The 26,716-nt window shown below is 59.9% G+C and carries 26 protein-coding genes and 1 pseudogene; 15 read left to right on the top strand and 12 right to left on the bottom strand.

The window, feature by feature from the left end; all coding sequences use genetic code 11:
- Positions 1–186: 186 nt before the first annotated feature.
- The 5 genes from DXT77_RS29530 to dksA form a co-directional block, all read right to left on the bottom strand.
- A complete protein-coding gene (locus tag DXT77_RS29530) occupies positions 187–1,623 on the bottom strand; it encodes a sigma-54 dependent transcriptional regulator (RefSeq protein WP_119430167.1) in 1,437 nt (478 codons plus the stop codon).
- 22 nt (positions 1,624–1,645) lie between these two features.
- On the bottom strand, positions 1,646–4,600 hold the full coding sequence (locus DXT77_RS29535) for a sensor histidine kinase (protein WP_178083511.1): 2,955 nt from the start codon (positions 4,598–4,600) through the stop codon (positions 1,646–1,648).
- Entirely contained in the window at positions 4,584–4,760 is a 177-nt protein-coding gene (locus DXT77_RS29540) for a hypothetical protein (protein ID WP_003176118.1), read from the bottom strand. The genes DXT77_RS29535 and DXT77_RS29540 overlap by 17 nt, the downstream gene beginning before the upstream one ends.
- Positions 4,761–4,837: 77 nt before the next feature.
- Positions 4,838–5,734: a tRNA glutamyl-Q(34) synthetase GluQRS gene (gene gluQRS, locus DXT77_RS29545; RefSeq protein ID WP_119430169.1), complete on the bottom strand. Its 897-nt coding sequence runs from the start codon at positions 5,732–5,734 to the stop codon at positions 4,838–4,840.
- Positions 5,735–5,817: 83 nt separating this feature from the next.
- Positions 5,818–6,261, bottom strand: a complete 444-nt coding sequence (gene dksA, locus DXT77_RS29550; RefSeq protein WP_085712147.1) for an RNA polymerase-binding protein DksA — start codon at positions 6,259–6,261, stop codon at positions 5,818–5,820.
- Between the two features lie 333 nt (positions 6,262–6,594).
- Between dksA and DXT77_RS29555 the strand changes: the two genes are divergently transcribed.
- Positions 6,595–7,767, top strand: coding sequence for a pyridoxal phosphate-dependent aminotransferase (locus DXT77_RS29555; protein ID WP_119430170.1), 1,173 nt, complete (start codon positions 6,595–6,597; stop codon positions 7,765–7,767).
- Positions 7,767–8,480 (top strand): DNA/RNA nuclease SfsA, encoded by a 714-nt coding sequence (gene sfsA, locus DXT77_RS29560; RefSeq protein ID WP_119430171.1) that lies wholly within the window; start codon positions 7,767–7,769, stop codon positions 8,478–8,480. Before DXT77_RS29555 ends, sfsA begins: the two co-directional genes overlap by 1 nt.
- On the opposite strand, the gene DXT77_RS29565 is transcribed toward sfsA, so the two are convergent.
- Positions 8,477–8,794, bottom strand: coding sequence for a Rieske 2Fe-2S domain-containing protein (locus DXT77_RS29565; protein ID WP_119430172.1), 318 nt, complete (start codon positions 8,792–8,794; stop codon positions 8,477–8,479). The two genes, sfsA and DXT77_RS29565, sit on opposite strands and share 4 nt — an antisense overlap.
- Positions 8,795–8,957: 163 nt before the next feature.
- Between DXT77_RS29565 and DXT77_RS29570 the strand changes: the two genes are divergently transcribed.
- The 4 genes from DXT77_RS29570 to DXT77_RS29585 are packed head-to-tail and all read left to right on the top strand — an operon-like array spanning position 8,958 to position 12,501.
- Entirely contained in the window at positions 8,958–9,830 is an 873-nt protein-coding gene (locus tag DXT77_RS29570; protein WP_119430173.1) for a hemin ABC transporter substrate-binding protein, read from the top strand.
- 50 nt (positions 9,831–9,880) lie between these two features.
- On the top strand, positions 9,881–10,864 hold the full coding sequence (locus tag DXT77_RS29575) for an iron ABC transporter permease (protein ID WP_178083513.1): 984 nt from the start codon (positions 9,881–9,883) through the stop codon (positions 10,862–10,864).
- On the top strand, positions 10,864–11,631 hold the full coding sequence (locus tag DXT77_RS29580) for a heme ABC transporter ATP-binding protein (RefSeq protein WP_119430175.1): 768 nt from the start codon (positions 10,864–10,866) through the stop codon (positions 11,629–11,631). The genes DXT77_RS29575 and DXT77_RS29580 overlap by 1 nt, the downstream gene beginning before the upstream one ends.
- A 21-nt stretch (positions 11,632–11,652) precedes the next feature.
- The gene (locus tag DXT77_RS29585) at positions 11,653–12,501 is read left to right on the top strand and encodes a ChaN family lipoprotein (RefSeq protein WP_119430176.1); all 849 of its coding nucleotides are present in this window, start codon (positions 11,653–11,655) and stop codon (positions 12,499–12,501) included.
- Positions 12,502–12,727: 226 nt separating this feature from the next.
- On the opposite strand, the gene DXT77_RS29590 is transcribed toward DXT77_RS29585, so the two are convergent.
- The 4 genes from DXT77_RS29590 to DXT77_RS29605 form a co-directional block, all read right to left on the bottom strand.
- Positions 12,728–13,519 carry a Crp/Fnr family transcriptional regulator gene (locus DXT77_RS29590; RefSeq protein ID WP_119430177.1) on the bottom strand — a complete coding sequence of 264 codons (792 nt, stop codon included), beginning with the start codon at positions 13,517–13,519 and terminating at the stop codon, positions 12,728–12,730.
- A 15-nt stretch (positions 13,520–13,534) separates the two neighbouring features.
- On the bottom strand, positions 13,535–13,807 hold the full coding sequence (locus tag DXT77_RS29595; RefSeq protein WP_003228231.1) for a TfoX/Sxy family protein: 273 nt from the start codon (positions 13,805–13,807) through the stop codon (positions 13,535–13,537).
- Between the two features lie 219 nt (positions 13,808–14,026).
- Positions 14,027–14,371: a pentapeptide repeat-containing protein gene (locus DXT77_RS29600; RefSeq protein ID WP_085712138.1), complete on the bottom strand. Its 345-nt coding sequence runs from the start codon at positions 14,369–14,371 to the stop codon at positions 14,027–14,029.
- Between the two features lie 91 nt (positions 14,372–14,462).
- Positions 14,463–16,019 carry a bifunctional aminoglycoside phosphotransferase/ATP-binding protein gene (locus DXT77_RS29605; RefSeq protein ID WP_119430178.1) on the bottom strand — a complete coding sequence of 519 codons (1,557 nt, stop codon included), beginning with the start codon at positions 16,017–16,019 and terminating at the stop codon, positions 14,463–14,465.
- A gap of 117 nt (positions 16,020–16,136) precedes the next feature.
- On the opposite strand from DXT77_RS29605, the gene mrcB reads away from it, so the two are divergent.
- Genes mrcB through DXT77_RS29620 form a run of 3 tightly spaced genes read left to right on the top strand, consistent with a single transcriptional unit; the run spans position 16,137 to position 19,568 of the window.
- Positions 16,137–18,461 carry a penicillin-binding protein 1B gene (gene mrcB, locus DXT77_RS29610; protein ID WP_085712136.1) on the top strand — a complete coding sequence of 775 codons (2,325 nt, stop codon included), beginning with the start codon at positions 16,137–16,139 and terminating at the stop codon, positions 18,459–18,461.
- Positions 18,462–18,477: 16 nt separating this feature from the next.
- A complete protein-coding gene (locus DXT77_RS29615; RefSeq protein WP_119430179.1) occupies positions 18,478–19,233 on the top strand; it encodes a tetratricopeptide repeat protein in 756 nt (251 codons plus the stop codon).
- Positions 19,233–19,568, top strand: coding sequence for a YqcC family protein (locus DXT77_RS29620; RefSeq protein ID WP_114885549.1), 336 nt, complete (start codon positions 19,233–19,235; stop codon positions 19,566–19,568). The genes DXT77_RS29615 and DXT77_RS29620 overlap by 1 nt, the downstream gene beginning before the upstream one ends.
- Positions 19,569–19,586: 18 nt before the next feature.
- On the opposite strand, the gene DXT77_RS29625 is transcribed toward DXT77_RS29620, so the two are convergent.
- A complete protein-coding gene (locus DXT77_RS29625; RefSeq protein WP_119430180.1) occupies positions 19,587–20,003 on the bottom strand; it encodes a DUF4124 domain-containing protein in 417 nt (138 codons plus the stop codon).
- A gap of 400 nt (positions 20,004–20,403) precedes the next feature.
- On the opposite strand from DXT77_RS29625, the gene DXT77_RS29630 reads away from it, so the two are divergent.
- The 6 genes from DXT77_RS29630 to msrQ all read left to right on the top strand — a co-directional run bounded on the left by DXT77_RS29630 (position 20,404) and on the right by msrQ (position 26,393).
- Entirely contained in the window at positions 20,404–22,128 is a 1,725-nt protein-coding gene (locus DXT77_RS29630; protein WP_085712358.1) for an acetolactate synthase 3 large subunit, read from the top strand.
- A 2-nt stretch (positions 22,129–22,130) separates the two neighbouring features.
- On the top strand, positions 22,131–22,622 hold the full coding sequence (gene ilvN / locus DXT77_RS29635) for an acetolactate synthase small subunit (RefSeq protein WP_003205610.1): 492 nt from the start codon (positions 22,131–22,133) through the stop codon (positions 22,620–22,622).
- Positions 22,623–22,670: 48 nt separating this feature from the next.
- A complete protein-coding gene (ilvC, locus tag DXT77_RS29640; RefSeq protein WP_007959661.1) occupies positions 22,671–23,687 on the top strand; it encodes a ketol-acid reductoisomerase in 1,017 nt (338 codons plus the stop codon).
- 148 nt (positions 23,688–23,835) lie between these two features.
- On the top strand, positions 23,836–24,693 hold the full coding sequence (gene pssA, locus DXT77_RS29645; RefSeq protein WP_085712132.1) for a CDP-diacylglycerol--serine O-phosphatidyltransferase: 858 nt from the start codon (positions 23,836–23,838) through the stop codon (positions 24,691–24,693).
- A gap of 63 nt (positions 24,694–24,756) precedes the next feature.
- Entirely contained in the window at positions 24,757–25,770 is a 1,014-nt protein-coding gene (msrP, locus tag DXT77_RS29650; protein ID WP_119430181.1) for a protein-methionine-sulfoxide reductase catalytic subunit MsrP, read from the top strand.
- A complete protein-coding gene (msrQ, locus tag DXT77_RS29655) occupies positions 25,770–26,393 on the top strand; it encodes a protein-methionine-sulfoxide reductase heme-binding subunit MsrQ (RefSeq protein ID WP_119430182.1) in 624 nt (207 codons plus the stop codon). Before msrP ends, msrQ begins: the two co-directional genes overlap by 1 nt.
- A gap of 110 nt (positions 26,394–26,503) precedes the next feature.
- Here msrQ and DXT77_RS30005 read toward each other — a convergent pair.
- Positions 26,504–26,716, bottom strand: a pseudogene (locus DXT77_RS30005) (hypothetical protein); the annotation flags it as partial.

A 26,716-nucleotide genomic window follows, 5' to 3' on the forward strand; every position in this document is an offset into this window, starting at 1 on the left:
GCAGGGGGCGTGCCAACTTTTGCGAACCCCAATAAAACAAGGGGTTAGGTCGATATAACCGTTTTCGCAGGGCGAAAAAAAGCCGGGGTTTCGTTACCGATAACCCCGGCTTCTGTTACGTGAAAAGACTGAGGTAACAGTTTTTTCACACATTCAACGGTTACCCGCACACTCGACAGGTAACGTTCAGCTCTCGCTGGCGACCCCGGTCTTGCGCCGTGGAATGCCCAGGCGCTGGCGGCGTTCCCACAGGCATTTGCGGCTGACGCCCAGTTTGCGCGCCAGTTCGGTCTCGGTCATGTGGTCCTGGTGCTCAAGTACGAAATGCTGGAAGTAGTCTTCCAGCGACAGGTCTTCGGTCGGTTCGTGGCTGCTGTTGCTGGCGTTACCGGCCGGTTGCGCCGGCAGGCCGACGAATTCGTCGTCCTCCAGATCCCCCAGCTCGATGTCGATGCCCAGCAGGTCGGCAGAGATTTCCGGGCTTTCGCTCAGGATGACGGCGCGCTCGACGGCGTTTTCCAGCTCCCGCACGTTACCCGGCCAGGAATAGTGCCGGATCGCCTGTTCGGCATCGGCGGCAAATTTCAGGTCGGTGCGGTTGATGCGTGCGCTCTGGCGGGCGAGGAACGCATTGGCGATTTCGTTGACATCGGCGCCACGCTCGCGCAGGGCCGGCAGCTTCAACGCGATCACATGGAGGCGGTAATACAAGTCTTCACGGAACTGGCCGATTTTTGCCAGGCTCTTGAGGTCACGGTGGGTCGCGGCGATCAACCGTACATCGACCTTCTGCGACTGCACCGAACCGACCCGGCGAATCTCGCCTTCCTGCAGTACGCGCAACAGACGGGCCTGTGCTTCCAGTGGCAATTCGCCGATCTCGTCGAGGAACAGCGTGCCGCCGTCCGCCGCTTCCACCAGACCGGCGCGCCCTGCGCTGGCACCGGTGAACGCACCTTTCTCGTGACCGAACAGCTCGGACTCGATCAGGCTTTCCGGAATGGCGGCGCAGTTCACCGAAATCATCGGTGCCTTGGCGCGTTTCGACAGATTGTGCAGGGCGCGGGCCACCAGCTCTTTACCGGTGCCGGACTCGCCCTGGATCAGGACATTGGAATCAGTCGGGGCGACTTTGCGGATCTTGCCGTAAAGGTCCTGCATCGGTGGGCAGGAGCCGATGATGCCGATCTCGCCGTTGCTGTTGTCTGTGGCGGATTTGCCGTTGCCGTTGGCAGTTTTGCCGGTAACGACTTCGCCGGCAGCCGGCGCCGACTGGCGATCACGCAGGATCCGGGCGACGGCCTGAAGCATTTCATCGTGGTCGAAAGGCTTGGCGATGTAATCCACCGCGCCCATCTTCATCGAGTCGACCGCCGAACGCAGGCTGGCGTAGCTGGTCATGATCAGCACCGGCGTGCCCTGGCCGAGCTTGATCAGCTCGGTGCCCGGAGCACCCGGCAGACGCAGGTCGCTGACGATCAGATCGAATGTGGGAATACTGAAGCGTTCTTGTGCTTCCTGCACTGAACCGGCTTCGCTGACCTGGTACTGGTTGCGTTCCAGCAGGCGGCGCAAGGCGGAGCGGATAATGGTTTCGTCTTCGACGATCAAAATGTGCGGCATTGATTCGATACTCTCGACGGTCTCAGTTCACAGCGGACGTCGCTTCGACATGACGCGGCAATGTCACCCGGATACGGGTGCCGCGCTGGCTCTGAACATCAGCCGGGCTGTCGATGGTGATTTGTCCATAATGCTCTTCAACGATGGAATAGACCAGTGCAAGGCCCAGACCGGTGCCTTCGCCAGGATCCTTGGTGGTAAAGAAAGGTTCGAACAATCGGTCCATGATGCTCGATGGAATGCCGCTGCCTTCGTCCTCGACGATCAGATCGACTGTGTGTTCGCCGGCTTCGCTCTTGACCCGCACCGCACTGCCGGCAGGCGAGGCATCACGGGCGTTGGAGAGCAGATTGATCAGCACCTGGGCGAGCCGCTGCGGGTCACCTTCGACCCAGTGATCGGGGTCGCACAGGTTGTAGAACTGGACTTCGAAATTGCGCCGGTTCAGGGCCAGCAGACCAATGGCATCCTGCGCCACCTCCGCCAGACAGACGGGCTCGTCGCTGTGCTGATGGCTGCCGGCGTGGGCGAAGCTCATCAGCGACTGGACGATGCGTGACACGCGTTTGGTCTGCTCAAGGATCTGGCCGCTGATTTCCGTCAGTTCGCCATCTTCTTCGCGTTCTTCGCGCAGGTTTTGCGCAAGACAGGCAATGCCGGTGATCGGGTTGCCGATTTCATGGGCCACGCCGGCCGCGAGTCGACCGATGCTGGCCAGACGCTCGGAATGCACCAGTTTGTCTTCGAGCATCTGGGTTTCGGTCAGGTCTTCCACCAACAGCACGAGGCCGCTGTTACCCGGTGCCAGTGGCTCGTCGATCGCCGCTTTGTGCAGGTTCAGCCAACGGGTCTGGCCGTCGAGTGCCAGATGCTGCTTGTGCAAGTGTTCGTCGGGCAGGTTGATGAAGCCTTGCAGCAATTCTTTCCACGGATTGGCGATGGTGCTCAGGCGCGAGCCGACGACTCGTTGCGCGGCGATCCCGGTCAGCTCTTCCATGGCCTTGTTCCACATCAGGATCTCCTGATCTTTGGCCAGCGAGCAGACGCCCATCGGCAGTTCCTGCAGGGTCTGGCGGTGGTAGCGACGCAGGGCGTCAAGTTCGGCGGCCAGACCGGTGAGGCGCGAGTGGTAGTCCTCGAGGCGGCTTTCAATGAAGTGGATGTCTTCGGTGACGTAGTTTTCGCCGCCGGCCTTGTACGGCAGGAAGGTTTCCACCATGTCCTGGGCGACGCTCGGGCCCATCAGGCCGGACAGGTTGGCTTCGATCCGGTCACGCAAGCGACGCAAGGCGTAAGGGCGGCGTTCATCGAAAGGCAGATAGAGGTCGCGCAGGGCCTGTTCGACTTCCTTTTGCGCAGCCTTGGCGCCGAGGGGCTTGGCCAGTTGCGTGGCGAATTCCTGCGGCGAGGCGGCATGCAGTTCCCGGCGTTGCGGGCGCCGCACGTTATCCACCGCGCAGGCTTCGGCGGCGCTGACCTCTTCAGGGCTGGCATTGGTGAACAGCGAAATCAAAGTGAACATCAGGACGTTGGCCGCCAGCGACGCAATAGCCGCCATGTGCCAACTGGTGTCGTCCAGCACGTAGATCATGTTCAGCAACGGAATGTAGAAACCCTGCAGATTGCCGACCAGCGGCAGCAGCATGGTCACCACCCACACCAGGATCCCCGCCAGCAGCCCGGCGATGAAACCCCGACGGTTGGCGGTCGGCCAGTACAGTACCGACAGCACGCCGGGCAGGAATTGCAGGGTCGCGACGAAGGCGACGATGCCGAGGTTGGCCAGATCCTGTTCCGCGCCGAGCATCAGGTAGAAGCAGAAACCGGCCATGATGATCGCGACGATCAACGCGCGGCGGGTCCATTTCAGCCAGCGATAGATATTGCCTTCGGCCGGTGGCTGGTAGAGCGGCAGCACCAGGTGATTCAGGGCCATGCCCGACAACGCCAGCGTGGAGACGATGATCAGACCGCTGGCCGCCGACAGGCCGCCGACATACGCCAGCAACGCCAGCGACTTGCTGTTGGCGGCGATGCCGATGCCGAGGGTGAAGTATTCCGGATTGGTGGTGGCCCCGAGTTTCAGGCCGGCCCACAGAATCAGCGGCACTGCCAGGCTCATCAGCAGCAGGAACAGCGGCAGGCCCCAGCTCGCGCTGACCAGCGAGCGCGGGTTGAGGTTTTCGGTGAAGGTCATGTGATACATGTGCGGCATCACGATCGCCGAGGCGAAGAACACCAGCAGCAACGTGCGCCACGGGCCTTCCTGCAGGGGCGTGTGCAGGGCGGCGAGGGCGGTCTGGTTCTGCAATAGCCAAAGTTCTAGCTGTTGCGGGCCGTCGAATACACCGTACAGGGCATAGAGGCCGACGCCGCCGAGAGCGGCCAGTTTGATGACCGATTCGAAGGCAATCGCGAACACCAGTCCTTCGTGTTTTTCACGGGTGGCGATATGGCGCGAGCCGAAGAAGATCGTGAACAGGATGATCAGTGCGCAGAACGCCAGGGCCACGCGATTCTGCACCGGCTCGCCGGTGAGGATGCCGATGGAATCGGCCACGGCCTGAATCTGCAGGGCCAGCAATGGCAGTACGCCGATCAGCATGAAAATCGTGGTCAGCGCGCCAGCCCAGGTGCTGCGGAAACGGAAGGCGAACAAGTCCGCCAGCGACGACAGTTGATAGGTGCGGGTGATCTTTAGGATCGGATACAGCAGCACCGGCGCCAGCAGAAACGCGCCGGACACCCCGAGATAACTGGACAGAAAACCGTAACCGTACTGATAGGCCAGCCCGACCGTGCCGTAGAACGCCCACGCACTGGCGTAGACCCCCAGCGACAGGGTATAGGTCAGCGGATGGCGAATGATCGCCCGCGGGATCATGCCCCGTTCACTGATCCACGCCACTCCGAACAGCGCGGCCAGGTAGGCGGCGCTGATCAGCAGCATCTGGGTCAGGCTAAAGCTCATCGGCATCTTTTTGGCTCTGCAGGATGAAGGTCACGACGATCAGGATCAGCCAGAGCAGATAAGGGCGATACCAGGCGCCCGTGGCGTCGATCCACCAATCCATGATGGCGGGAGAAAACAGGTAGATCCCCACGACCAGAAGCAGGACCAAGCGATAGATGTACATCCCGGCCTCTCTTTTTTATGCGCGTGCCCGAAAACGTGCGGCGATGGTAACGGATGGGCGCGCCACTGCAAGTGTCGTCACAGCAGTTGCGCTTCGGGCAGGGTCAGTGTGCGCGGGATTTTCGAAGCATCCCAGTGGGCGCTGCCCCATTTCAGCAGCTCCTGCGGCGAGGCGTGGGCCAGCTCAGGTCCCGGCTCTTGCCCCAGCGCACGTAAGGCTCTCAGCAACAATGGCGTGGCCTGATCGGCTTCCAGCGGTGGCGAGCGGTAGGACTTGCCGAGCTTGTTGCCGTCCGGTTGGGTAATCAGCGGCAGGTGCAGATAACGCGGCTGGCGCAGGCCCAGCAGTTCTTGCAGGTAGAGCTGGCGCGGCGTCGAGTCGAGCAGATCGGCGCCGCGCACGATGTCGGTGATGCCCTGCCACGCATCGTCCAGCACCACCGCCAGTTGATAGGCGTAGAGGCCATCGCGGCGGCGGATCACGAAATCACCCACGTCGCGGCCCAGGTGCTGGCGGTACTCGCCCTGCACCCGGTCGATGAAGTGATATTCCAGTTCCGGCACACGCAGGCGGATCGCGGCGCCTTCCTGGCCATGACCGGCATTGCGACACAGTCCCGGATAAATGCCGTGGTACGGCTCCAGTTGTTTGCGCGAGCAGGTGCAGGCGTAGGCCAGGCCGTGATTGAACAGGCTGTCGAGCACTTGGGCGTAGGCCTCATGCCGCTCGCTCTGACGGACCATTTCGCCGTCCCATTCGAAACCGTAGCTTTCCAGGGCCTTGAGAATCGCTGCCTGCGCCCCCGGCTCTTCCCGGGGCGGATCGAGATCTTCCATGCGCATCAGCCAGCGGCCATTCACCGAGCGGGCATCCAGGTAAGAAGCCAGCGCAGCCACCAGTGAGCCGAAGTGCAGGTGTCCACTGGGCGTCGGGGCGAAGCGGCCGATGTAGGCGGGGGAGGTGTTGGCAGTCATGAGGGCGATGTTACTTGAAGAGTAAAAAACGGCAGAAACAAAAACGGAGCGTTCGCACGCTCCGTTTCTCGTTCAGGTCGGGATTACTTGCCGACCTGCTTTTCCTTGATTTCCGCAAGGTTCTTGCAGTCGACGCACATGTCGGCGGTCGGACGGGCTTCGAGGCGCTTGACGCCGATCTCGATGCCGCAGGAATCACACCAGCCGTACTCTTCGTCTTCGATCAACTGCAGCGTCTTGTCGATCTTCTTGATCAGTTTGCGCTCGCGGTCGCGGGCACGCAGCTCAAGGGCGAATTCTTCTTCCTGGCTGGCACGGTCGGCCGGATCAGGGAAGTTGGCTGCTTCGTCTTTCATGTGATCAACAGTGCGGTCGACTTCCTGCATCAAGTCCAGTTTCCACTTGGTCAGGATCTTGGTGAAGTGCGCGCGCATGGGCTTGCCCATGTACTCTTCGCCTTCGGCCGGAACGTAAGGTTCGAAACCGCTGATCGCCTGTTGCTGCTGTTGCTTTGCTTGGGTGGGCATGAAATGGACCGCCTCTACTCTTGTAATCCATTGCGCAGGATTGCTCCATCACCGACACCTGCCGGCCCTGCGGCTGCAAGCGGGCGAACTTACCAGATCAATTCGGCCCGCGCTACTCCCGGATGTCGAGCCCGCGGCCGGTGGTGCCTGCAAATGTTTGCCAAGCCATGTCTGGTGGTGCTGGAGACCTGACAATCACTGATTTTAGTCAATCCTGGAGCGTACGTTTGCCTTGTTACAGTCCAGCGTTCTTGAGGCTGTGACCGCTGCGGGTTCTCGCTCGTTCCGGCAGATGGGTAGAATCGTTTCTTTTCACTCGTTGAAGGAAGGCCAATGGCTCAGCCCTACAGTGCGCGCAGTCGTGCGATCGAACCGTTCCATGTGATGGCGTTGCTGGCGCGGGCCAATGAATTGCAGGCCGCCGGCCATGACGTGATCCACCTGGAAATCGGCGAACCGGACTTCACGACCGCCGAGCCGATCATCCGCGCCGGCCAGGCTGCGCTGACGGCGGGCAAGACCCGCTACACCGCCGCCCGGGGCATTCCCGAGCTGCGCGAAGCGATTTCCGGCTTCTACCAGACCCGTTATGGTCTGAATATCGATCCGCGGCGGATACTGATCACGCCGGGTGGCTCCGGGGCGCTGCTGCTGGCCAGCGCGCTGCTGGTGGACCCGGGCAAGCACTGGCTGCTGGCCGACCCCGGCTATCCTTGCAACCGGCACTTTTTACGACTGGTCGAAGGCGCGGCGCAGCTCGTTCCTGTCGGGCCGGACGTTCGCTATCAACTGACGCCTGATCTGGTGGAGCGCCACTGGGATCACGACAGTGTCGGCGCACTGGTCGCTTCACCGGCCAACCCGACCGGCACGATTCTGACCCGCGATGAGCTGGCGGAGTTATCCACAGCCATCAAGGCGCGACACGGGCATCTGGTGGTGGACGAGATCTACCACGGCCTGACTTACGGCACCGATGCCGCCAGTGTGCTGGAAGTCGACGACAGCGCGTTTGTCCTCAACAGTTTCTCCAAATATTTCGGCATGACCGGTTGGCGTCTCGGCTGGCTGGTGGCGCCGGATGCGGCGGTCAGCGAGCTGGAAAAGCTCGCGCAGAACCTTTACATCAGCGCCCCGAGCATGGCCCAGCATGCGGCGCTGGCCTGTTTCGAGCCGGACACCATTGCGATTCTCGAGGAGCGCCGTGCCGAATTCGGCCGTCGCCGCGATTTCCTGCTGCCAGCATTGCGGGAGTTGGGATTCAATATCGCCGTGGAACCGGAAGGTGCGTTCTACTTGTATGCCGATATCAGCAAGTTCGGCGGTGATGCCTTCGCGTTCTGCCGGCATTTCCTTGAAACCGAGCACGTGGCGTTTACCCCGGGGCTGGATTTCGGTCGCTATCAGGCCAGTCATCATGTGCGCTTCGCCTACACGCAAAACCTCCCTCGCCTACAGGAAGCAGTGGAACGCATTGGTCGCGGCTTGAAGAGCTGGCAAGGCTGATGCGCTTTCATCCCCCTCTTGAAGAAGGCCGGTTGATCCGCCGTTACAAGCGCTTTCTCGCTGACATCGAAACCGTTGGCGGCGAGTTACTGACTATTCATTGCCCGAACACTGGCTCGATGCTCAATTGTCAGGTCGAAGGCGGGCAGGTCTGGTTCAGTCGCTCCAATGACCCCAAGCGCAAGCTGCCCGGCACCTGGGAAATCGGCGAAACCCCGCAGGGGCGGTTTTTCTGCGTGAACACCGGGCGCGCCAATGCGCTGGTCGAAGAGGCTTTGCAGGCCGGTGTCATCAGCGAGTTGAACGGTTTTACCGCGCTGAAACGCGAAGTGGCCTACGGACAGGAAAAAAGCCGCATCGACTTCCGCCTCGAATACCCGACCGGGCCGGCGTACGTGGAAGTGAAAAGTGTCACGCTGGGTTTCGACAGTACGGCGGTGGCGGCCTTTCCCGATGCGGTGACCGAGCGGGGCGCCAAGCACTTGCGTGAACTGGCGCATCTGGCGCGCGACGGGATCCGGGCAGTGCAGCTGTACTGTGTGAATCTGACGGGTATCGAAGCGGTACGCCCGGCCGTGGAAATCGACGCTGCCTACGCCGATGCCTTGCGCGAGGCGGTGGCGTCCGGCGTCGAGGTGCTGGCTTATGGTGTGCGGTTAAGCCATGAGGAAATGTTGATCGATCGTCGGCTGGATGTGTTGCTCGACAGTTAAACGTCGACCCACAGCCCTTGGGCATCTTCACGGCAATCGATGGCTGTCAGCGATTGCCCTGCGCAAGGGCCAGCCACGCATTCACCGCCCTCGATCAGGAAAAGTGCGCCGTGTGTGGCGCACTGGATCAGGCTGTTGCTCGGGTCGAGAAACTGGTCGGGTTGCCATTCCAGCCCGACGCCCCGATGCGGGCAACGGTTGAAATAGACGTACGCCTTGCCGGCCCGGCGCACGGCGAACAGTTTGTTGCCGTCGATCTCGAACCCGCGGCTGGTGGCTTCGACCAGATCGACGCTCGTGCACAGAAACTTCATGGCTATCCTCAAGTGTCAGCTCGTGTCCGGATATGTCCGAGCTTGACGTTTAAATGCAAACAATTATCAAATGGCCGCCTTCGTCCGCCGCGCGGTGGCCGCTGCCGAGGATACTTGGCCTGCCGCCCCGATGTCCGGGAAAATCCTATAAAGGAAGCTGTCTATGCGCCTGAGTACCCGCGTTGCCGTGCTGTGTGTCGGACTTTTGGTCAGCCACCAGGCTGCAGCGGCCCAATTGCCGCAACGCTGGGTCAGTGCCGGCGGTGCGTTGTCGGAATGGGTGAGTGCGTTGGGCGGTGAGGCGAAACTGGTGGGTGTCGACACCACCAGCCAACATCCCGAGGCCCTCAAGTCGCTGCCGAGCATCGGTTATCAGCGCAGTCTGTCGGCGGAAGGTATCCTCAGCCTGCGCCCGGACATCCTGATCGGCACCGAAGAAATGGGCCCACCGCCGGTGATCTCGCAGGTTCGCGGTGCCAAGGTTCAGGTGGAGTTGTTCTCCGCTCAGCCGGACCTGCCGACGCTAGAGAAAAACGTCACCCATCTGGGCCGGTTGCTGGGCGCCGAGACTCAGGCGACTCAGCTGCTGCAAAGTTATCAACAACAACTCGACGCACAGAAGGCGCGCGTAGTGGCGGTGCAGTCGAAACAGAAAGCGCCGGGTGTGTTGTTGCTGCTCGGACATGCCGGCGGCAAACCATTGATTGCCGGCAAGGACACTGCTGCCGACTGGATGCTGCAACAGGCGGGCGGACACAACCTGGCCACTCACACCGGCTACAAGCCATTTTCCGTGGAATCCCTGGCCGGGCTCGACCCGGAAGTGCTGGTGTTCGCTGACCGCGCACTGACCGGCGAAGCGGCGAAAGCGGCATTGTTCAAGGAAAACCCGATCCTCAATTCCAGTCGTGCGGCCAAATCCGGACGGGTACTGGAGCTGGACCCGACACTGCTGGTCGGCGGGCTCGGGCCGCGTTTGCCTGCTGCTTTGAAAACCCTGTCTGACGGTTTCTACCCGACCCAGAGCGGCCAATGACCAAGCTGGTCAAACCCCGTGGCTTGTTTATCGGCCTGATTCTGCTGTGTCTGTTGGCGATTTGGCTGTCGCTGGCTTTGGGGCCGGTCAGCCTGCCGCTGTTCGATACCTTGCGCGCGGCATTGCGCCTGATCGGCGTGCCGCTTGCTCCGGACGGGCTGGAGCAGGCTGAGCTGATTCTCGGGCAGATTCGCCTGCCGCGGACCTTGCTCGGGCTGGCCGTTGGCGGCGTGCTGGCGTTATCCGGTGTGGCGATGCAGGGCCTGTTTCGCAACCCGTTGGCCGATCCCGGGTTGGTTGGCGTATCCAGTGGCGCTGCTTTAGGCGCGGCGGTGGCGATTGTCGGCGGTTCGTTTTTCGGTGGCTTGCCGGAATGGTTCGGTCCGTATCTGCTGTCTGTGTGTGCGTTTCTCGGCGGTCTTGGGGTGACGGCGCTGGTCTATCGCCTTGGTCGTCGCAACGGGCAGACCAATGTCGCGACCATGTTGCTGGCAGGCATCGCTCTTACTGCGCTCGCCAGTTCGGCAGTGGGACTTTTTACCTATCTGGCAGACGATGCCACCCTGCGAACCCTGACTTTCTGGAACCTTGGCAGCCTCAACGGTGCGAGTTATGCGCGGTTGTGGCCGTTGCTGATCATCAGTACCGGCGTCGCGTTGTGGCTACCGCGCAGGGCGAAGGCTTTGAATGCGTTGTTGCTTGGGGAATCGGAAGCCGGGCATCTGGGGATCGATGTCGAGCGGCTCAAGCGTGAATTGGTGTTCTGCACGGCGCTGGGTGTCGGTGCTGCGGTGGCGGCGGCGGGGATGATCGGCTTTGTCGGGCTGGTGGTGCCGCATCTGGTGCGTTTGCTCGCCGGGCCGGATCATCGGGTGTTGTTGCCCGCGTCGGTGCTGGCTGGGGCCAGTCTGCTGTTGCTGGCGGATCTGGTGGCGCGGCTGGCACTGGCGCCGGCAGAGTTGCCGATCGGTATCGTCACCGCATTCATCGGCGCACCGTTCTTCCTTTATCTGTTGTTGCGAGGACGTGCCTGATGTTGCGTGCGCACAATCTGCACATCCGTCGTGGCCGCAAGACGGTATTGGCTAATGTCAGCCTGCAACTGGAGCCGGGTGAGGTGCTCGGCGTGCTCGGCCCCAACGGTGCCGGCAAGAGCACGTTGCTCGGGGCGTTGTGTGGGGAACTGACGCCCAGTGAAGGCAGCGTTTCTCTCGACGGCGAAGCCTTGAGTCATTGGAGTGGCAGTCAGCGCGCTCAGCGGCTGGCGGTATTGCCCCAGGTGTCGACGCTGGATTTCGCCTTTCGCGTCGAAGAGGTGGTCGGGATGGGGCGTTTACCTTATCAGACCGGCAGAGTGCGCGATGACGAGATCGTCGCTGACGCATTGGCGGCCGCTGATGCCGAGCATTTGAGCGGGCGCAGTTATCTTGCCTTGTCCGGTGGCGAGCGTCAGCGCGTACACCTGGCACGCGTGCTGGCTCAGTTGTGGCCGGGGCAGGCCGGGCAGACCTTGTTGTTGGACGAGCCGACTTCGATGCTTGATCCGCTGCATCAACACACTACGCTGCAAGCCGTGCGCGAGTTTGCCGATCGCGGCGCGGCGGTGATGGTGATCCTGCATGATCTGAACCTGGCGGCGCGCTATTGTGATCGCATCTTGCTGCTTGAAGGTGGGCGCCCGGTGGCGCTGGACACGCCGCAGCAGGTATTGCGTCCGGAGTCGCTCAAGGCAGTATTCGGACTGGAGGTGTTGGTGCAGCCACACCCGGAGCGCGGGCATCCGCTGATCATCGCCCGCTGATTTCGTCATCGAGGTGAAAGCATGCGTGGGATTTTGCTGTTTGCGGTGTTGTTGCTTGGCGGCTGCCAGCATGTGGCGCCGCCACCGGTCACTGGCGAGATTCGCGACCTGCGTAGCGGAGCACTGATTACCCCGCGAGAGTTGCTGACGCGTCTGGCCGAGCCGGCGCGGGTGATCGTCGGTGAGCAGCACGACAATGCCGATCACCATGCCGTGCAATTGTGGCTGCTGCAGAGTCTGGGCGAAAAGCGCCCACAGGGTAGCCTCTTGCTGGAAATGCTGACCCCCGATCAACAATCGCGGGTTGATGGTGTGCGGCGTGCGCCAAAGCCTCCCGTTGATCTTCCGGTCGAGCTGGCGTGGCAGGACGGTTGGGACTGGAATCTGTATGGGCCAATTGTCCGGTTTGCTTTCACGCAACCGTATCCGCTGCTGGCGGCGAATCTCGATAACAGTGAAATTCGTGCGTTCTATCGTCAGCCTCCGGTCCTGCAAGGGGAACGCAGTAACGCCGAGTCGGTGAAAGACGAATTGGCCGGGCAGATCAGCGATTCTCACTGTGGCTTGCTACCTCAGTCGCAGATGCCGGCGATGCTGGCGGTACAGCAGCAACGGGATCGGCGGATGGCGACAAGATTGTTGGCAGCGCCTGCGCCGGCGTTGTTGTTCGCTGGTGCGTTCCATGCGCGCAAGGATGTGGGTGTGCCGCTGCATGTGGCGGATCTGGGCGCGCCCGAAGCACCGGTGGTATTGATGCTGGCGGAGCAGGGCAGCGAGGTCACGGCGGCCATGGCCGATTATGTCTGGTTCACACCGGCTACGCCGAAACCGGATTACTGTGCCGAGATGCGCAAACAGTTCGGCCAATGACTTTCTTGCGGGCAAAAAAAGACCCGGAAAAACCGGGTCAAATAACCGTGATTAGCCTGATGAGGAGATAATCTGAGAGTCCGAACCAAGGGCTTTTCAGAATATCGACTGATCTCGCGACCAGTTGTGATAATCATAGCGATTCTCATTAACAAGTCAACGAGTGTTTTTCCATTTCTTCGGTTTTGTTTGGGGAATGGCTGAAAAGCCCTGAAAACACTGGGCTTCAGCTTGGACGGACAATTGCCGTGAGCTGCTTGTTGAGCTGGTCGATGCGCCGCGCCATGCTTTCGATCAGGCTGTGGGCGATTTTCGGATTGCTGCGGGTCATGCTCAGAAACTGATCGCCTGGAATCAGCATCACGGTGCTCGGTTCGCAGGTAACGACGGTTGCGTTGCGGGGCTCACCGGTGAATATCGCCATGGCGCCGAAAATCTCGTCCCTGGGCACTTCGCCAACCTTGTGCCCGTCGACGAACGCTTGCGCGTGACCCTCGATGATCACGAACACGTGATCGGCGGGATCGCCTTCGCGGATCAACACTTCTCCGGCCTCGACCCGTTTAAAGCCATTGGTGCTGCGAAACTCCCGTGGCTTCAGCTCGCCAATCGCATGGGCCAGCAGCGCCATCTGGCCCAACAGATAGTGCAGAAACTGCTCCGAGCGCGCAGGTTCTGAATACACATGCTGGAACAAATCACGTCGACGGAAGGGCAGTAAACTCAACGGGCCGTCGGAGCAAAGCATGCAATCCGCCCAGTCAGGACCTTGCTGCAGGCCAACCAGATCACCTTCTTGCCAATAGAACAGCGCTCGGCCTCGGAAGCGGCCATTGATGACGCCATCCATCAGCAGGAACAGTTGATCGCCCGGCAACCGTGCCATCAGATCATCCGTGGCTTCCAGCTCCAGCACGGGCCCGCACGGTGCAAGGTCCCGTAGAAATTGACCGGGCAGGTTCTGCAAACGGTTGATCATTGCTTCGGCCGGCGCCGATTGTTCCCCGAGCAGATACATGAAGGTGGGTGCCCGTCAGTTCTTGTGGCGAGAGGAAATGGCTTCGAGCTGTTTGTTCAGAGCGTCCTTGCGTTCGGCGGGGATGTCGTTCCAGTGCACATCCATCAGCGCCCCTTCGATCGCATATAACAACACCTTCGACGCCCGGAACCCGCGCGTGCGCACGGCCCGATAGGCATCCACGGCGCCCAGGCGACGCAGATCCGAGGCGCTGTGGATGCCCACGGCATGCAGCCATTGCGCCGACGTCTTGCCAAGATTCTTCAGGTGTTGCAGTTCATCATTCATCAAGCCTCCTTGCGACGGCCGAATGGTGCGTGGGCGATCATCTCAGGAGTGTAGCCATCAGTAGGAAAAGCGTGGTTGTTTGGTCGGATTCGACGCAAAAGCTTCTAAGAAACGTCAGGTTTTCACTGAAGGATCAGGATATGGAGGACGCGGGAAAGCACAAATAGCACGCAGTCCAGTGCAAAGCGGGGGCACTGGACGGGTTAGCCTTTCGCAGGATTAGCGGGTGCGATAGCGCAGGCGGGTGCCGAAATTCATCGACATCAGAATTTCGTCTGCACTCAGCTCCGGCGGGAAGTAAGCACCGGAAATCTGCGCGTGGGCCAGGCTTGCGCCTTCCAGGGAGGCGTTGCGAAAGTCGATGCCGCGCAGATCAGCGGAACGGAAGTAGGCGTCCCGGAAATCCACGCCATCAGCGTTCAGTTCACGCAGGTCGAGGCCACGAAAATCACCGCCGACCATGTCGATCGGGCCGTCTTTCGGACGTTCTTTGTTGAAACCGGTTATGTCGTCTTTGTGCAGCAAGGCATAAAGCGGGGTGTCGAGAAGTTTCGGCTGGCTCATGTCAGATCACCTGTTGGTTTTATGACGCCAGTATAGTGCCACTATTTGACGGCCGTGAAGCGAGCGAGGGCTTCACGGCCGAAATAGTTTCTTACAGACCTGGCAGGCGCTGGCGGATTTGCGCCACGACGGTATCCAGGGTACCGGATTCGTTGGTCTGCACGCGTTTGCTGCGCAGGATTTCATCCGGGGTCAGGGCTTCACGATTGGCCTGCTGGGCTTCGATCACGGCCAGTGTGGCGTCGGACGGATCCTTCTTGTCTGCCTGACGAATCGCCAACCAGCTCTCGATCACCGCTTGTGGTGCATTGCAGTCGAGGATCAGGAACGGCGTGCCGGTGGCTTCTGCAACCTTGGCTGCGCTGTCACGTTGTTCGCGCTTGAGGTAAGTGGCATCGATCACCACCGGGAAGCCGGCGTGCAGGATCACTTCGGCGATTTCATGCAGACGAGCATAGGTCGCGGTGCTGGCATCGGCGCTGTAAATACCGGCCTGAACATCATTGGTGACGGTTTGCTCACCGAACAGACGCTTGCGCTCTACATCGGAACGCAGGCGAATTGCGCCCAGCGCCTCGACCAGACGCATGGCCACGTGGCTTTTGCCTACAGCCGATACGCCGTGGGTGATCGCCATGAAGCGCGAAGGAATGGTGCTGTAGCTTTCCGCCAGGTTGGCGTAGTTGCGGTACTGGCGCAGGGTGGTGGCGCGCTGCACCGGCGTCGCGTCGGCAGGCATGCTGAACAGCGCAACTTTCGCACGCACCAATGCACGGTAAGCCTTGTAGAAGTTCAACACTTCCAGGCCCTGGTAGTCGCCGGTCAGTTCCAGGTATTGGCTGATGAAGCGACGGGCCAGGGATTTCAGGCCGCGGTCTTCCAGGTCCATCGCCAGGAAACCGGTGTCGGCCCAGACGTCGGTGAAGCGGAACGGCTCGTTGAATTCGATGCAGTCGAAGATCACCACTTTGCCGTCGATCAGCGTGGCGTTGCCCAGGTGAATGTCACCGTGGCATTCGCGGGTGAAACCTTGTGCCTTGCGCTGGGCGAACAGCGGCTTCAAGCGTTCGAAGCTGCTTTCGGCCCAGGCTTGCAGGGCATCCAGTTGCAGCAGATCGGCTTTGTCGCTGAGGAATGGCAGGATTTGTTCGAAGTTCTGGCGAACCGGCGCCATCACGCTTTCCGGAGTACCGGCATCATGCTCGGCCGGGACTTTCGGCGCGCTGAGGTGGAAACGAGCAATCTGCTCGGCCATTTCGTCGATGTGCGTTGTGGTCAGCTCGCCATTGGCTTGCAGGGTGCTCAGCAGGCCGGTCTGCGGGAACTGGCGCATTTTCAGCACGTATTCGATGGCCGGGCCTTCGCCGCCCAGTTGCGGGGCTTCGGCAGTGCCGGTGACTGGAATCACTTCCAGATACAAATCGTCGGTCAGGCGCTGGTTGAGGCGTAGCTCTTCGCCGCAGAAGTGCTCGCGGGATTCGAGGCTGGTGAAGTCGAGAAAGCCGAAGTTCACCGGTTTCTTCACTTTATAAGCGTAAGGACCAGTGAGCAGGACCCACGAGATATGGGTTTCGATGACCTGAAACCCTTCGACAGGGTGCGCAAACAGGGCAGGGTTTTGCAGGGCGGCGATCAGGGACTGGCTCACAGGCGATCCTTCAGAGACTGGGGGAATTCGAGGCCGCCATTATGGCTGCTCGCCAGCCCGACGCAAACCTCGGAGCGCTCCTGTTGAGTATGAATAAAGTGCGTATAATCCGCCGCCATGACTCGTACTCGATCCCCCCGCACTCCTAAAAAACCACCTTCCCGGGGCCTGCGCCCATGGTTGGGCTGGGCCCTTAAACTCAGTCTGGTCGGCCTTGTGGTGCTGGCCGGCTTCGCCGTTTACCTCGATGCCGTGGTGCAGGAGAAGTTCTCCGGCAAGCGCTGGACCATCCCGGCCAAGGTATACGCGCGGCCGCTCGAGCTGTTCGTCGGACAGAAACTGAGCAAGGACGATTTCCTCACTGAACTCGATGCCCTGGGCTATCGCCGCGAAGCCGTGAGCAACGGCCCCGGCGCGGCGGCGGTCAACGGTAATACCGTCGATCTGAACACCCGTGGTTTCCAGTTCTACGAAGGCCTGGAGAAACCGCAGCCGGTGCGCGTGCGGTTCTCCGGCGACTACGTGGCCGAGCTCTCGGCGACGAACGGTTCGAAGCTGTCGGTGGTGCGTCTGGAGCCGCTGCTGATCGGCGGGATCTACCCGAAAAACCTAGAAGACCGGATTCTGATCAAGCTCGATCAGGTGCCGCCGTACCTGCTGGAAACCTTGGTCGCTGTGGAAGACCGGGATTACTACAGTCACTGGGGCGTGTCGCCGAAGTCGATTGCCCGGGCCATTTGGGTCAACACCTCCGGCGGCAAGATGACCCAGGGCGGCAGTACGCTGACCCAGCAACTGGTCAAGAACTTCTACCTCACCAACGAACGCAGCCTGACCCGCAAGCTCACCGAAGCGATGATGGCGATGCTGCTTGAGCTGCATTACGACAAGAAGGAAATTCTTGAGGCTTATCTCAACGAAGTCTTCGTCGGTCAGGATGGCCAGCGTGCGGTGCACGGTTTCGGTCTGGCCAGCCAGTTCTTCTTCGGCCAGCCATTGTCCGAGCTGAAACTGCATCAGGTCGCGCTGCTGGTCGGCATGGTCAAGGGCCCTTCCTATTACAACCCGCGCCGCAACCCGGAGCGGGCGCTGGAGCGACGTAACCTGGTGCTCGACGTGCTTGAGCAACAGGGTGTCGCCACCGCCGAGCAGGTCGAAGCCGCGAAGAAAATGCCGCTGGGCGTGACCTCGCGCGGCAAGCTGGCCGACAGCTCGTTCCCGGGCTTCATCGACCTGGTCAAACGCCAGTTGCGCGAAGACTATCGCGACGAAGACTTGACCGAGGAAGGTCTGCGGATCTTCACCAGTTTCGATCCGATCCTGCAGATGAAAGCCGAAGCTTCGGTGAATGACACCTTCAAGCGACTGTCCGGGCGCAAGGGGGCCGACGATGTGGAAGCAGCGATGGTCGTGACCAATCCGGAAACCGGTGAAGTCCAGGCGATGATTGGCAGCCGTCAGGCCAGTTATGCCGGGTTCAACCGGGCACTGGATGCGGTGCGACCGATTGGTTCTCTGGTCAAGCCTGCGGTTTATCTGACCGCACTGGAAAAACCGAGCCAGTACACGCTGACCAGTTGGCTGTCGGATGATCCGCTTTCCATCAAGGGTGCAGACGGCCAGGTCTGGAAACCGCAGAACTATGATCGTCGCTCCCACGGTACGGTGTTCCTCTATCAAGGGCTGGCGCACTCCTACAACCTGTCGACCTCGCGTCTCGGGCTGGCGGTGGGTGTTCCGAATGTCCTCAAGACCATCGGACGCCTGGGTGTGACCCGTGAGTTCCCGGCGTTCCCGTCGATGTTGCTGGGTGCCGGTGGCATGACGCCGATCGAAGTGGCGACGATGTACCAGACCCTCGCCAACGGTGGCTTCAATACGCCGATGCGCGGGATTCGCAGTGTGCTGACTGCCGAGGGCGAGCCGCTCAAGCGTTATCCGTTCCAGATCGAGCAACGTTTCGATCCGGCGTCGATCTACCTGATCCAGAACGCCATGCAACGCGTGATGCGTGAAGGTACCGGCAGCTCGGTTTACAACGTATTGCCCAAGACCCTGACACTGGCCGGCAAGACCGGTACCAGTAACGATTCGCGGGATAGCTGGTTCGCCGGTTTCAGCCAGGATCTGCTGGCAGTGGTCTGGCTCGGCCGCGACGATAACGGCAAGACGCCGTTCACCGGTGCCACCGGTGCGTTGCAGGTCTGGACCAGTTTCATGCGCAAGGCCGATCCGCTGCCACTGGACATGCCGCAGCCGGACAACGTGGTGCAGGCGTGGGTTGATTCGCGCACTGGTCAGGGCTCCGATGCCAACTGTCCGGGCGCCGTGCAGATGCCGTATATTCGCGGCAGCGAACCGCCACCCGGCGCCTCCTGCGCGGGCGAAAGCCCGGCCTCGAGTGAGTCGGTGATGGATTGGGTCAAGGGCTGGATGAATTAAGCGAAGAGGGTTTCAAGTGAACAAGTGGTTGATTCCAGCGGTGACCGCCGTGGCGTTGCTCAGCGGCTGCTCCACCGTACAGCGTGGTTCGATTCCGGTTGTGGATTCCGGCACTACCGTGTCCAACAGCGAGCGTCTTTCGGCCAATGGCGGCTTCCGCAAGACGACGGTGAAACGACCTGTGCAGGGTCAGGCGCAATCGCAGGCCATCCCGCAAGGCGATACCGGTGTGGTGGTCATGGTTCCTGGTGGCGCTGCGGCTTCGGCACCGATCAGCAGCTCGCCGATCGTTCCCGGCCCGGCGTCCGGCGGTATCACATCGGGGCCATACAACCCTTCGCCGGTCGAATCGGCACCGATCAGCTCCGGCAGCTACAGCATGCCTTCGACGCCGAGCGGCATTCCTTCGGCCAGCAGCAGCGGCGGCGGTCTGTCTGCCGACGAGCAACTGGACGGTCCTGTGCTCGCCTTGCTGAGCACGGCGCAGCAACAGCAGGCCGGCGGCGACCTCAACGGCGCGTCCTCCAGCCTTGAGCGCGCCCAACGCGTAGCTCCGCGTGAGCCGCAAGTGCTTTACCGCCTGGCACAAGTGCGCATGGCGCAAGGCGATGCCCCGCAAGCCGAGCAAACCGCTCGCCGTGCGCTGACCATGGCCAATGGTCGTCCGGACTTGCAGGCCAGCCTGTGGGAACTGATCGCTCAGGCCCGTGAGAAACAAGGTGATTCCGCCGGCGCCGCACTGGCCCGTCAGAAGGCCAAGGTTTCGCTGTGATGGACGCTCGCTTTTCGAAAGTCGCCGATCAACTGTTGTTGATCGAGCGCGAACTGCGTGCCCAGGGCTGGTGGGATGATGTCCAGCCTTCGGTCGAAGCCTTGAGCAGTGTCGAACCGTTCTCGGTCGACACCCTCGATTTCGAGCAGTGGCTGCAATGGATCTTCCTGCCGCGGATGAAGATGATCCTCGAACAGAACCTGCCATTGCCCAATGCCTCGGGCATTCAGGAAATGGCTGAAATGGTCTTCGCCCAACGTAATCTGCAGGGCAAGGACCGTCAGTTACAGGTGTTGCTCAAAGAGTTCGACCTGCTGATCACTGCTTCGCGCTGAACGGCCGGCTGCCAGTGATCACTGGCAGTTTTCGGCGATCTGTTTTTGCGTCTCTGCGATACGCTCCTGACGTTGTGTATCGCTCAGCCGACGGAACTCTCCCTCGGTTTCTTCCCTCAGGCGCGGATTGTTCTGCAACTGCGCCAGGTTCGTGCGCGCCTGTTCACAGAAGGACTTGAGCTGAGCCTGTTGCTCGGCGACCTGTTTCTTGACCTTGTCGTCGATGGCTTTCTGATCGCCCAGTGGGCCGCTGCCGGGTATTGCGGCGGGGCGCGGAGCGGGCGAGGGCGGCGTTTGCATAGTGGTCGCCGATTGCCCCTGCGGCGGCTGCGCATCGAAGTGCGTGACACCTTGGGCATCGACCCATTTGTAGATCTGACCGGCCATGCACCAGGGGCTGAGGCCGATCAGCAGTATGACGAGGAGCGTTCGCATGCTGATTCCTTGGCAAAATTGCGCAATTGACGCTAACAGAGTAGCGCTTTTCAGGTTTTTTCTTGCGTTCTCATGTGCTTACCCACAATTAAGCACATTGACGGCTTGACTTGGAGAGGGCGAAACAGAAGAATCCAAAGTCCGCTGTACAGGGACTGCCAGAAGCAGACCCTCTCGGCAGATCATGAGGCGCATATCCGCGTCGACCTGTTACACCCGCAACGCGTTACCTCGCGCTGGGTGGGAAAGGCCCGCAACACTTGGGACGATCCCAATACTTGCTCAGTCAGTGCTGACGTAGTCGGCGACCACCGTCGCTCATGCTCTGCCGAGAAGTAAACCTATTAAGACCCGTTCGCCTTTTTGTGGACGGTATTCTGGCGTTTTAGAGGTGAACAACGTGGAGCTTTTATCTGGCGGTGAGATGCTCGTCCGCTTCTTGCGTGACGAAGGCGTCAAATATATCTACGGGTACCCGGGTGGTGCTCTCCTTCATGTTTACGATGCCCTGTTCAAAGAACCGGAAGTGACCCACATCCTGGTTCGTCACGAACAAGCGGCTACCCATATGGCTGACGGCTACGCCCGTGCCACCGGTAAAGCCGGCGTGGTATTGGTGACTTCCGGTCCAGGCGCCACAAACGCCATCACCGGTATTGCCACGGCCTACATGGACTCGATTCCGATGGTGATCATTTCCGGTCAGGTGCCAAGCACCATGGTCGGCACCGACGCGTTCCAGGAAACCGACATGATCGGTATCTCCCGGCCGATCGTGAAGCACAGCTTCATGATCAAGCACGCGTCCGAAATCCCGGAAGTCATGAAGAAAGCCTTCTACCTGGCGCAATCCGGTCGTCCGGGCCCGGTCGTGGTCGATATCCCGAAAGACATGACCAACCCGGCCGAGAAGTTCGAATACATCTTCCCGAAGAAAGCCAAGCTGCGTTCCTACAGCCCGGCCGTTCGCGGTCACTCCGGGCAAATCCGCAAGGCGGCAGAAATGCTCCTGGCGGCCAAGCGTCCCGTGCTGTACTCCGGCGGTGGCGTGATTCTGGGCAACGGCTCCGCGCCGCTGACCGAACTGGCGCAAATGCTCAATCTGCCGGTTACCAATACCTTGATGGGCCTGGGTGGCTACCCTGGCACTGACCGTCAGTTCATCGGCATGCTCGGCATGCACGGCAGCTACACCGCCAACCTGGCGATGCACCATGCCGACGTGATCCTGGCTGTCGGTGCGCGTTTCGATGATCGCGTGATCAACGGCGCGCCGAAGTTCTGCCCGAACGCCAAGATCATTCACATCGACATCGACCCGGCTTCGATTTCCAAGACCATCAAGGCCGACGTGCCAATCGTTGGCCCGGTGGAGAGCGTCCTGACAGAAATGGTCGCAATCCTCAAGGAAATCGGCGAAACCCCGAACAAGGAAGCGGTGACCAGCTGGTGGAAGCAGGTTGATGAATGGCGCGGTGATCGTGGCCTGTTCCCTTACGACAAGGGTGACGGCAGCAAGATCAAGCCACAGACCGTGATCGAAACCCTGTGCGAAGTGACCAAGGGCGACGCCTTTGTGACCTCCGACGTGGGCCAGCACCAGATGTTTGCTGCGCAGTACTACAAGTTCAACAAGCCGAACCGCTGGATCAACTCCGGTGGCCTGGGCACGATGGGCTTTGGTCTGCCGGCCGCAATGGGTATCGCCTTGAGCTTCCCTGAGTCTGACGTTGCCTGCGTCACCGGTGAAGGCAGCATCCAGATGAACATCCAGGAGCTGTCGACCTGCCTGCAATACGGTTTGCCGGTCAAGATCGTGATCTTGAACAACGGTGTTCTGGGCATGGTGCGTCAGTGGCAGGACATGAGCTACGGCAGCCGTCACTCGCATTCGTACATGGAGTCGCTGCCTGATTTCGTCAAGCTGGCCGAAGCCTATGGTCACGTCGGCGTGCGCATCACCGAATCGAAAGATTTGAAGTCGAAGATGGAAGAAGCGTTCGCCCTGAAGGATCGCCTGGTCGTGATCGACATTTCGGTCGACACCAGCGAGCACGTCTACCCGATGCAGATCAAAGACGGCTCGATGCGCGATATGTGGCTGAGCAAGACGGAGCGTACCTAATCATGCGGCACATTATTTCCTTGCTTCTGGAAAACGAACCCGGTGCTTTGTCTCGCGTAGTCGGCCTGTTCTCGCAGCGCAACTACAACATCGAAAGCCTGACCGTGGCGCCAACCGAAGACCCGACCCTGTCGCGTCTGACGCTGACCACTGTCGGCCACGATGAAATCATCGAGCAGATCACCAAAAACCTGAACAAGCTGATCGAAGTGGTCAAGCTGGTGGACCTGTCGGAAAGTGCTCACATCGAGCGCGAGCTGATGCTGGTCAAGGTCAAGGCCACTGGCGCCCAGCGCGCCGAGATCAAACGCACCACCGATATCTACCGTGGACAGATCGTCGACGTCAGCGCCAGCGTGTATACCGTTCAACTGACCGGTACCAGCGACAAGCTCGACAGCTTCATTCAGTCCATCGGCACCGCATCGATTCTGGAAACCGTCCGTAGTGGCGTCACCGGTATTGCCCGCGGCGACAAAGTACTCAGCATCTAAACCAAATTAGCGAATGGCCTGAACGGCCTGGATATAAAGGGGAAATTCATGAAAGTTTTCTACGATAAAGACTGCGACCTGTCGATCATCCAGGGCAAGAAAGTTGCCATCATCGGTTACGGCTCCCAGGGCCACGCTCAAGCGTGCAACCTGAAAGACTCCGGTGTCGACGTTACCGTCGGTCTGCGTAAAGGTTCGGCCACCGTTGCCAAGGCAGAAGCCCACGGCCTGAAAGTGACCGACGTGGCTGCCGCTGTTGCCGGCGCCGACCTGGTCATGATCCTGACCCCGGACGAGTTCCAGTCCCAGCTGTACAAGAACGAAATCGAGCCGAACATCAAGAAAGGCGCCACCCTGGCCTTCTCCCACGGCTTCGCGATCCACTACAACCAGGTTGTTCCGCGTGCTGACCTCGACGTTATCATGATCGCGCCGAAAGCCCCGGGCCACACCGTACGTTCCGAATTCGTGAAAGGCGGCGGTATCCCTGACCTGATCGCGATCTATCAGGACGCTTCGGGCAACGCCAAGAACGTTGCGCTGTCCTACGCCGCCGGCGTGGGTGGCGGTCGTACCGGCATCATCGAAACCACCTTCAAGGACGAGACCGAAACCGACCTGTTCGGCGAACAAGCCGTTCTGTGCGGCGGTACCGTTGAACTGGTAAAAGCCGGTTTCGAAACTCTGGTTGAAGCTGGCTACGCGCCGGAAATGGCCTACTTCGAGTGCCTGCACGAACTGAAACTGATCGTTGACCTCATGTACGAAGGCGGTATCGCCAACATGAACTACTCGATCTCCAACAATGCTGAATACGGCGAGTACGTGACTGGTCCGGAAGTGATCAACGCCGAATCCCGTCAGGCCATGCGCAACGCCCTGAAACGTATTCAGGATGGCGAATACGCCAAAATGTTCATCAGCGAAGGCGCAACCGGCTACCCTTCGATGACCGCCAAGCGTCGTAACAACGCCGCTCACGGTATCGAAATCATCGGCGAGCAACTGCGCTCCATGATGCCGTGGATCGGTGCCAACAAGATCGTCGACAAAGCCAAAAACTAAGTCTTCGACCCTTGTAAGAAAAAAACGCGGCCTCGGCCGCGTTTTTTCGTATGGGCGGGCGGTTCTGGTATAAAGCTGCATCGTTTGTGGCCGAACCGTCGTCCCAGACACCTGTCGAAAATGTCCAATCCGTTGCAAGGTAACGTCCATGAGCGAACGTCCCGAAGAGCCGAACCAGGCTTCAGACGCCGAAAGCCTGCTGCCCATCGATGAACATGTCGAAGAAGGGCATGACGCAGAAGGTCGTAAAGTCCGGCATCGTGGTATCTATCTGCTGCCGAACCTGTTCACCACTGCGAACCTGTTCGCGGGGTTTTATTCCATCATCAATTCGATGAGTGCCCAGGCCGCCTTGAGCGCCGGGGATTCGGCGAATGCGAGCAAGTACTTCGCCTTCGCGGCCATCGCGATCTTCGTCGCCATGGTGCTCGATGGTCTCGACGGCCGCGTGGCACGCATGACCAATACACAAAGTGCATTCGGTGCCGAGTACGACTCGCTGTCGGACATGGTTGCCTTTGGCGTCGCGCCGGCATTGCTGGCATTCGGCTGGGCCCTGGGTGACATGGGCAAGGTCGGCTGGATGGTCGCCTTCATCTATGTGGCGGGTGCGGCGTTGCGTCTGGCTCGCTTCAACACTCAGGTCGGCACTGCCGACAAGCGCTACTTCATCGGCCTGGCCAGCCCGGCAGCTGCCGGTGTGGTGGCGGGGATTGTCTGGGCATTCAGCGACTACGGAATCCAGGGTTCGAAGATGTCGTTCCTGGTTGCATTGATGGTAGCGGCTGCCGGCATGCTGATGGTCAGCAACATCAAGTACAACAGCTTCAAGGAGCTGGATCTGAAAGGGCGCGTGCCATTTGTTGCGATTCTGGCGGTGGTGCTGGTATTCGCCGTGGTGTTCAGTGATCCTCCGCGGATTCTGCTGTTGGTGTTCCTTGCCTATGCAGCCTCGGGCCCAGTGCAATACCTGTTGCATCTTCGTCGCCACAAAAACGTCGAGTGATGTAATTTCCCTCATACTCCGCAGTCTATGGGTGCATCTGTCCTCCAAAGCTGCGGAGTTGTCATGCTGATCAAATTCCCCAAAGCGTCCGACTGCCACGAGTCGGACGTCACGCCTGAATCCATTTATCTCTCTCGCCGACAATTGCTCGGTGCTACGGCGGCCGGTCTGGCTGTGAGCAGTCTGCCGCGTTGGGCCAGTGCTGAAGAGGCGGCCCGTTATGCCGATGTCGAGCCCGGACATGCACCCGTCTGGTTTGCCGAGAAGCAGCCTTCTATTAAATGGGGGGCCGTGAACGTCAAGGATGAGGCGATCACGCCCTATAAGGACGCGACCCACTACAACAACTTCTATGAGTTCGGCACCGACAAGGGTGACCCGGCGGCGAATGCCGGATCGCTGAAGACCGAACCGTGGAGTGTGGTGGTAGACGGGGAAGTGGGGAAGCCGGGGCGTTATGCGCTGGAAGACTTCATGAAACCTTACCAGTTGGAGGAGCGCATCTATCGCCTGCGTTGTGTCGAGGCCTGGTCAATGGTGATTCCCTGGATCGGCTTCCCCATTTCGGCGCTGCTCAAGCAGGTCGAGCCAACGTCCAACGCCAAATACATCCGTTTTGAAACCTTGCAGGATCCCAAGAGCATGCCGGGACAGCGGTCGGGATTTGCCCTGATCGACTGGCCTTATGTAGAAGGCCTGCGTCTGGATGAGGCGATGAACCCGTTGGCGATTCTGGCTGTGGGTATGTACGGACGAGAGTTGCCAAATCAGAACGGCGCGCCGTTGCGTCTGGTGGTGCCATGGAAGTACGGCTTCAAGAGTGTCAAATCCATCGTGCGGATCAGTCTTGTCAGTGAACAGCCGAAAACGACATGGCAAAGCATTGCGGCGGATGAATACGGTTTCTATGCGAATGTGAACCCGACGGTTGATCACCCTCGCTGGACCCAGGCTCGGGAGCGACGCCTTCCCAATAGTCTGTTCAAGCCGAATGTGCGTGATACGCAGATGTTCAACGGCTACTCGAACGAAGTCGCTTCTTTATATACAGGGCTCGATCTGCGGAAGAATTACTGATGCGATATCCGTTCTGGCGTGTGGGCGTTTTTATTGCGGCGGCTATCTGGCCGTTGTGGTGGTTCTATCAGGCCTTTGAGGATCTGCTCGGGCCGGATCCCGGAAAAGTGCTGGTCGATCGGCTTGGGCTTGGGACACTGGTATTGCTGTTGATTACTTTGAGCATGACGCCGCTGCAGAAGCTTACGGGGTGGGCGGGGTGGATCGCCGTGCGCCGGCAGTTGGGGCTCTGGTGTTTTGCGTATGTGGTTTTGCATTTATGCAGCTATATGGCATTCATCCTGGGTTTCGACTGGTCGCAACTGGGTGTAGAGCTGCGCAAACGTCCGTACATTATTGTCGGCACGCTCGGGTTTCTGGGGTTGCTGGCACTAGCGGTGACGTCCAATCGTTATAGTCAGCGTCGTTTGGGTGCGCGCTGGAAGAAATTGCATCGCCTGGCGTATGTGATACTTGGCCTTGGATTGCTGCATATGCTGTGGATAGTGCGGGCAGACCTTAAGGAGTGGGCGATCTATGCCTTTATAGGTGTAGCGCTTTTAATACTGCGTGTACCTTTGGTGGCTCGTCGTATCCCGCGGTTGCTGGGCAAAAGGCAGGTTTTGCAAGAAAAGCGAAATTAAGGGTTGACGGCAGATTCTGAGTCTCTATAATTCGCCCCACTTCCGGCGCAGTCGAAACGGAAAACTCTTTGAGATTCAATGAGTTATGTAAGTTTCGATAGCGGATAGCTTCAGTTCATCGAAGCCTGGAAGGCGTTGGAAATGCCGGTTTGTCTGGTGCTTTCAATGGTTCGGTCTTCTCGATCGAAAGCGGGGGAAAAGAGGTGTTGACAGCAGCGTGTAACGCTGTAGAATTCGCCTCCCGCTAACGAGAGATCGGAAGCGCAAGTGGTTGAAGTTGTTGAAGAAATCTTCGAAAACTTCTGAAAATAATCACTTGACAG

Origin of the sequence: Pseudomonas sp. 91RF (assembly GCF_003576265.1) — a bacterium.
GTDB classification, from domain to species: domain Bacteria; phylum Pseudomonadota; class Gammaproteobacteria; order Pseudomonadales; family Pseudomonadaceae; genus Aquipseudomonas; species Aquipseudomonas kribbensis.

Coding starts and splice junctions, on each gene's coding strand:
- sfsA (WP_119430171.1), top strand. CDS start 7,767: ATGCGCTTTCATCCCCCTCTTGAAGAAGGCCGGTTGATCCGCCGTTAC.
- DXT77_RS29535 (WP_178083511.1), bottom strand. CDS start 4,600: ATGCCGATGAGCTTTAGCCTGACCCAGATGCTGCTGATCAGCGCCGCC.
- mrcB (WP_085712136.1), top strand. CDS start 16,137: ATGACTCGTACTCGATCCCCCCGCACTCCTAAAAAACCACCTTCCCGG.
- DXT77_RS29540 (WP_003176118.1), bottom strand. CDS start 4,760: ATGTACATCTATCGCTTGGTCCTGCTTCTGGTCGTGGGGATCTACCTG.
- DXT77_RS29600 (WP_085712138.1), bottom strand. CDS start 14,371: ATGAGCCAGCCGAAACTTCTCGACACCCCGCTTTATGCCTTGCTGCAC.
- ilvC (WP_007959661.1), top strand. CDS start 22,671: ATGAAAGTTTTCTACGATAAAGACTGCGACCTGTCGATCATCCAGGGC.
- DXT77_RS29620 (WP_114885549.1), top strand. CDS start 19,233: ATGGACGCTCGCTTTTCGAAAGTCGCCGATCAACTGTTGTTGATCGAG.
- pssA (WP_085712132.1), top strand. CDS start 23,836: ATGAGCGAACGTCCCGAAGAGCCGAACCAGGCTTCAGACGCCGAAAGC.
- DXT77_RS29585 (WP_119430176.1), top strand. CDS start 11,653: ATGCGTGGGATTTTGCTGTTTGCGGTGTTGTTGCTTGGCGGCTGCCAG.
- DXT77_RS29565 (WP_119430172.1), bottom strand. CDS start 8,794: ATGAAGTTTCTGTGCACGAGCGTCGATCTGGTCGAAGCCACCAGCCGC.
- DXT77_RS29625 (WP_119430180.1), bottom strand. CDS start 20,003: ATGCGAACGCTCCTCGTCATACTGCTGATCGGCCTCAGCCCCTGGTGC.
- ilvN (WP_003205610.1), top strand. CDS start 22,131: ATGCGGCACATTATTTCCTTGCTTCTGGAAAACGAACCCGGTGCTTTG.
- DXT77_RS29570 (WP_119430173.1), top strand. CDS start 8,958: ATGCGCCTGAGTACCCGCGTTGCCGTGCTGTGTGTCGGACTTTTGGTC.
- msrP (WP_119430181.1), top strand. CDS start 24,757: ATGCTGATCAAATTCCCCAAAGCGTCCGACTGCCACGAGTCGGACGTC.
- msrQ (WP_119430182.1), top strand. CDS start 25,770: ATGCGATATCCGTTCTGGCGTGTGGGCGTTTTTATTGCGGCGGCTATC.
- gluQRS (WP_119430169.1), bottom strand. CDS start 5,734: ATGACTGCCAACACCTCCCCCGCCTACATCGGCCGCTTCGCCCCGACG.
- DXT77_RS29555 (WP_119430170.1), top strand. CDS start 6,595: ATGGCTCAGCCCTACAGTGCGCGCAGTCGTGCGATCGAACCGTTCCAT.
- DXT77_RS29580 (WP_119430175.1), top strand. CDS start 10,864: ATGTTGCGTGCGCACAATCTGCACATCCGTCGTGGCCGCAAGACGGTA.
- DXT77_RS29530 (WP_119430167.1), bottom strand. CDS start 1,623: ATGCCGCACATTTTGATCGTCGAAGACGAAACCATTATCCGCTCCGCC.
- DXT77_RS29590 (WP_119430177.1), bottom strand. CDS start 13,519: ATGTATCTGCTCGGGGAACAATCGGCGCCGGCCGAAGCAATGATCAAC.
- DXT77_RS29595 (WP_003228231.1), bottom strand. CDS start 13,807: ATGAATGATGAACTGCAACACCTGAAGAATCTTGGCAAGACGTCGGCG.
- dksA (WP_085712147.1), bottom strand. CDS start 6,261: ATGCCCACCCAAGCAAAGCAACAGCAGCAACAGGCGATCAGCGGTTTC.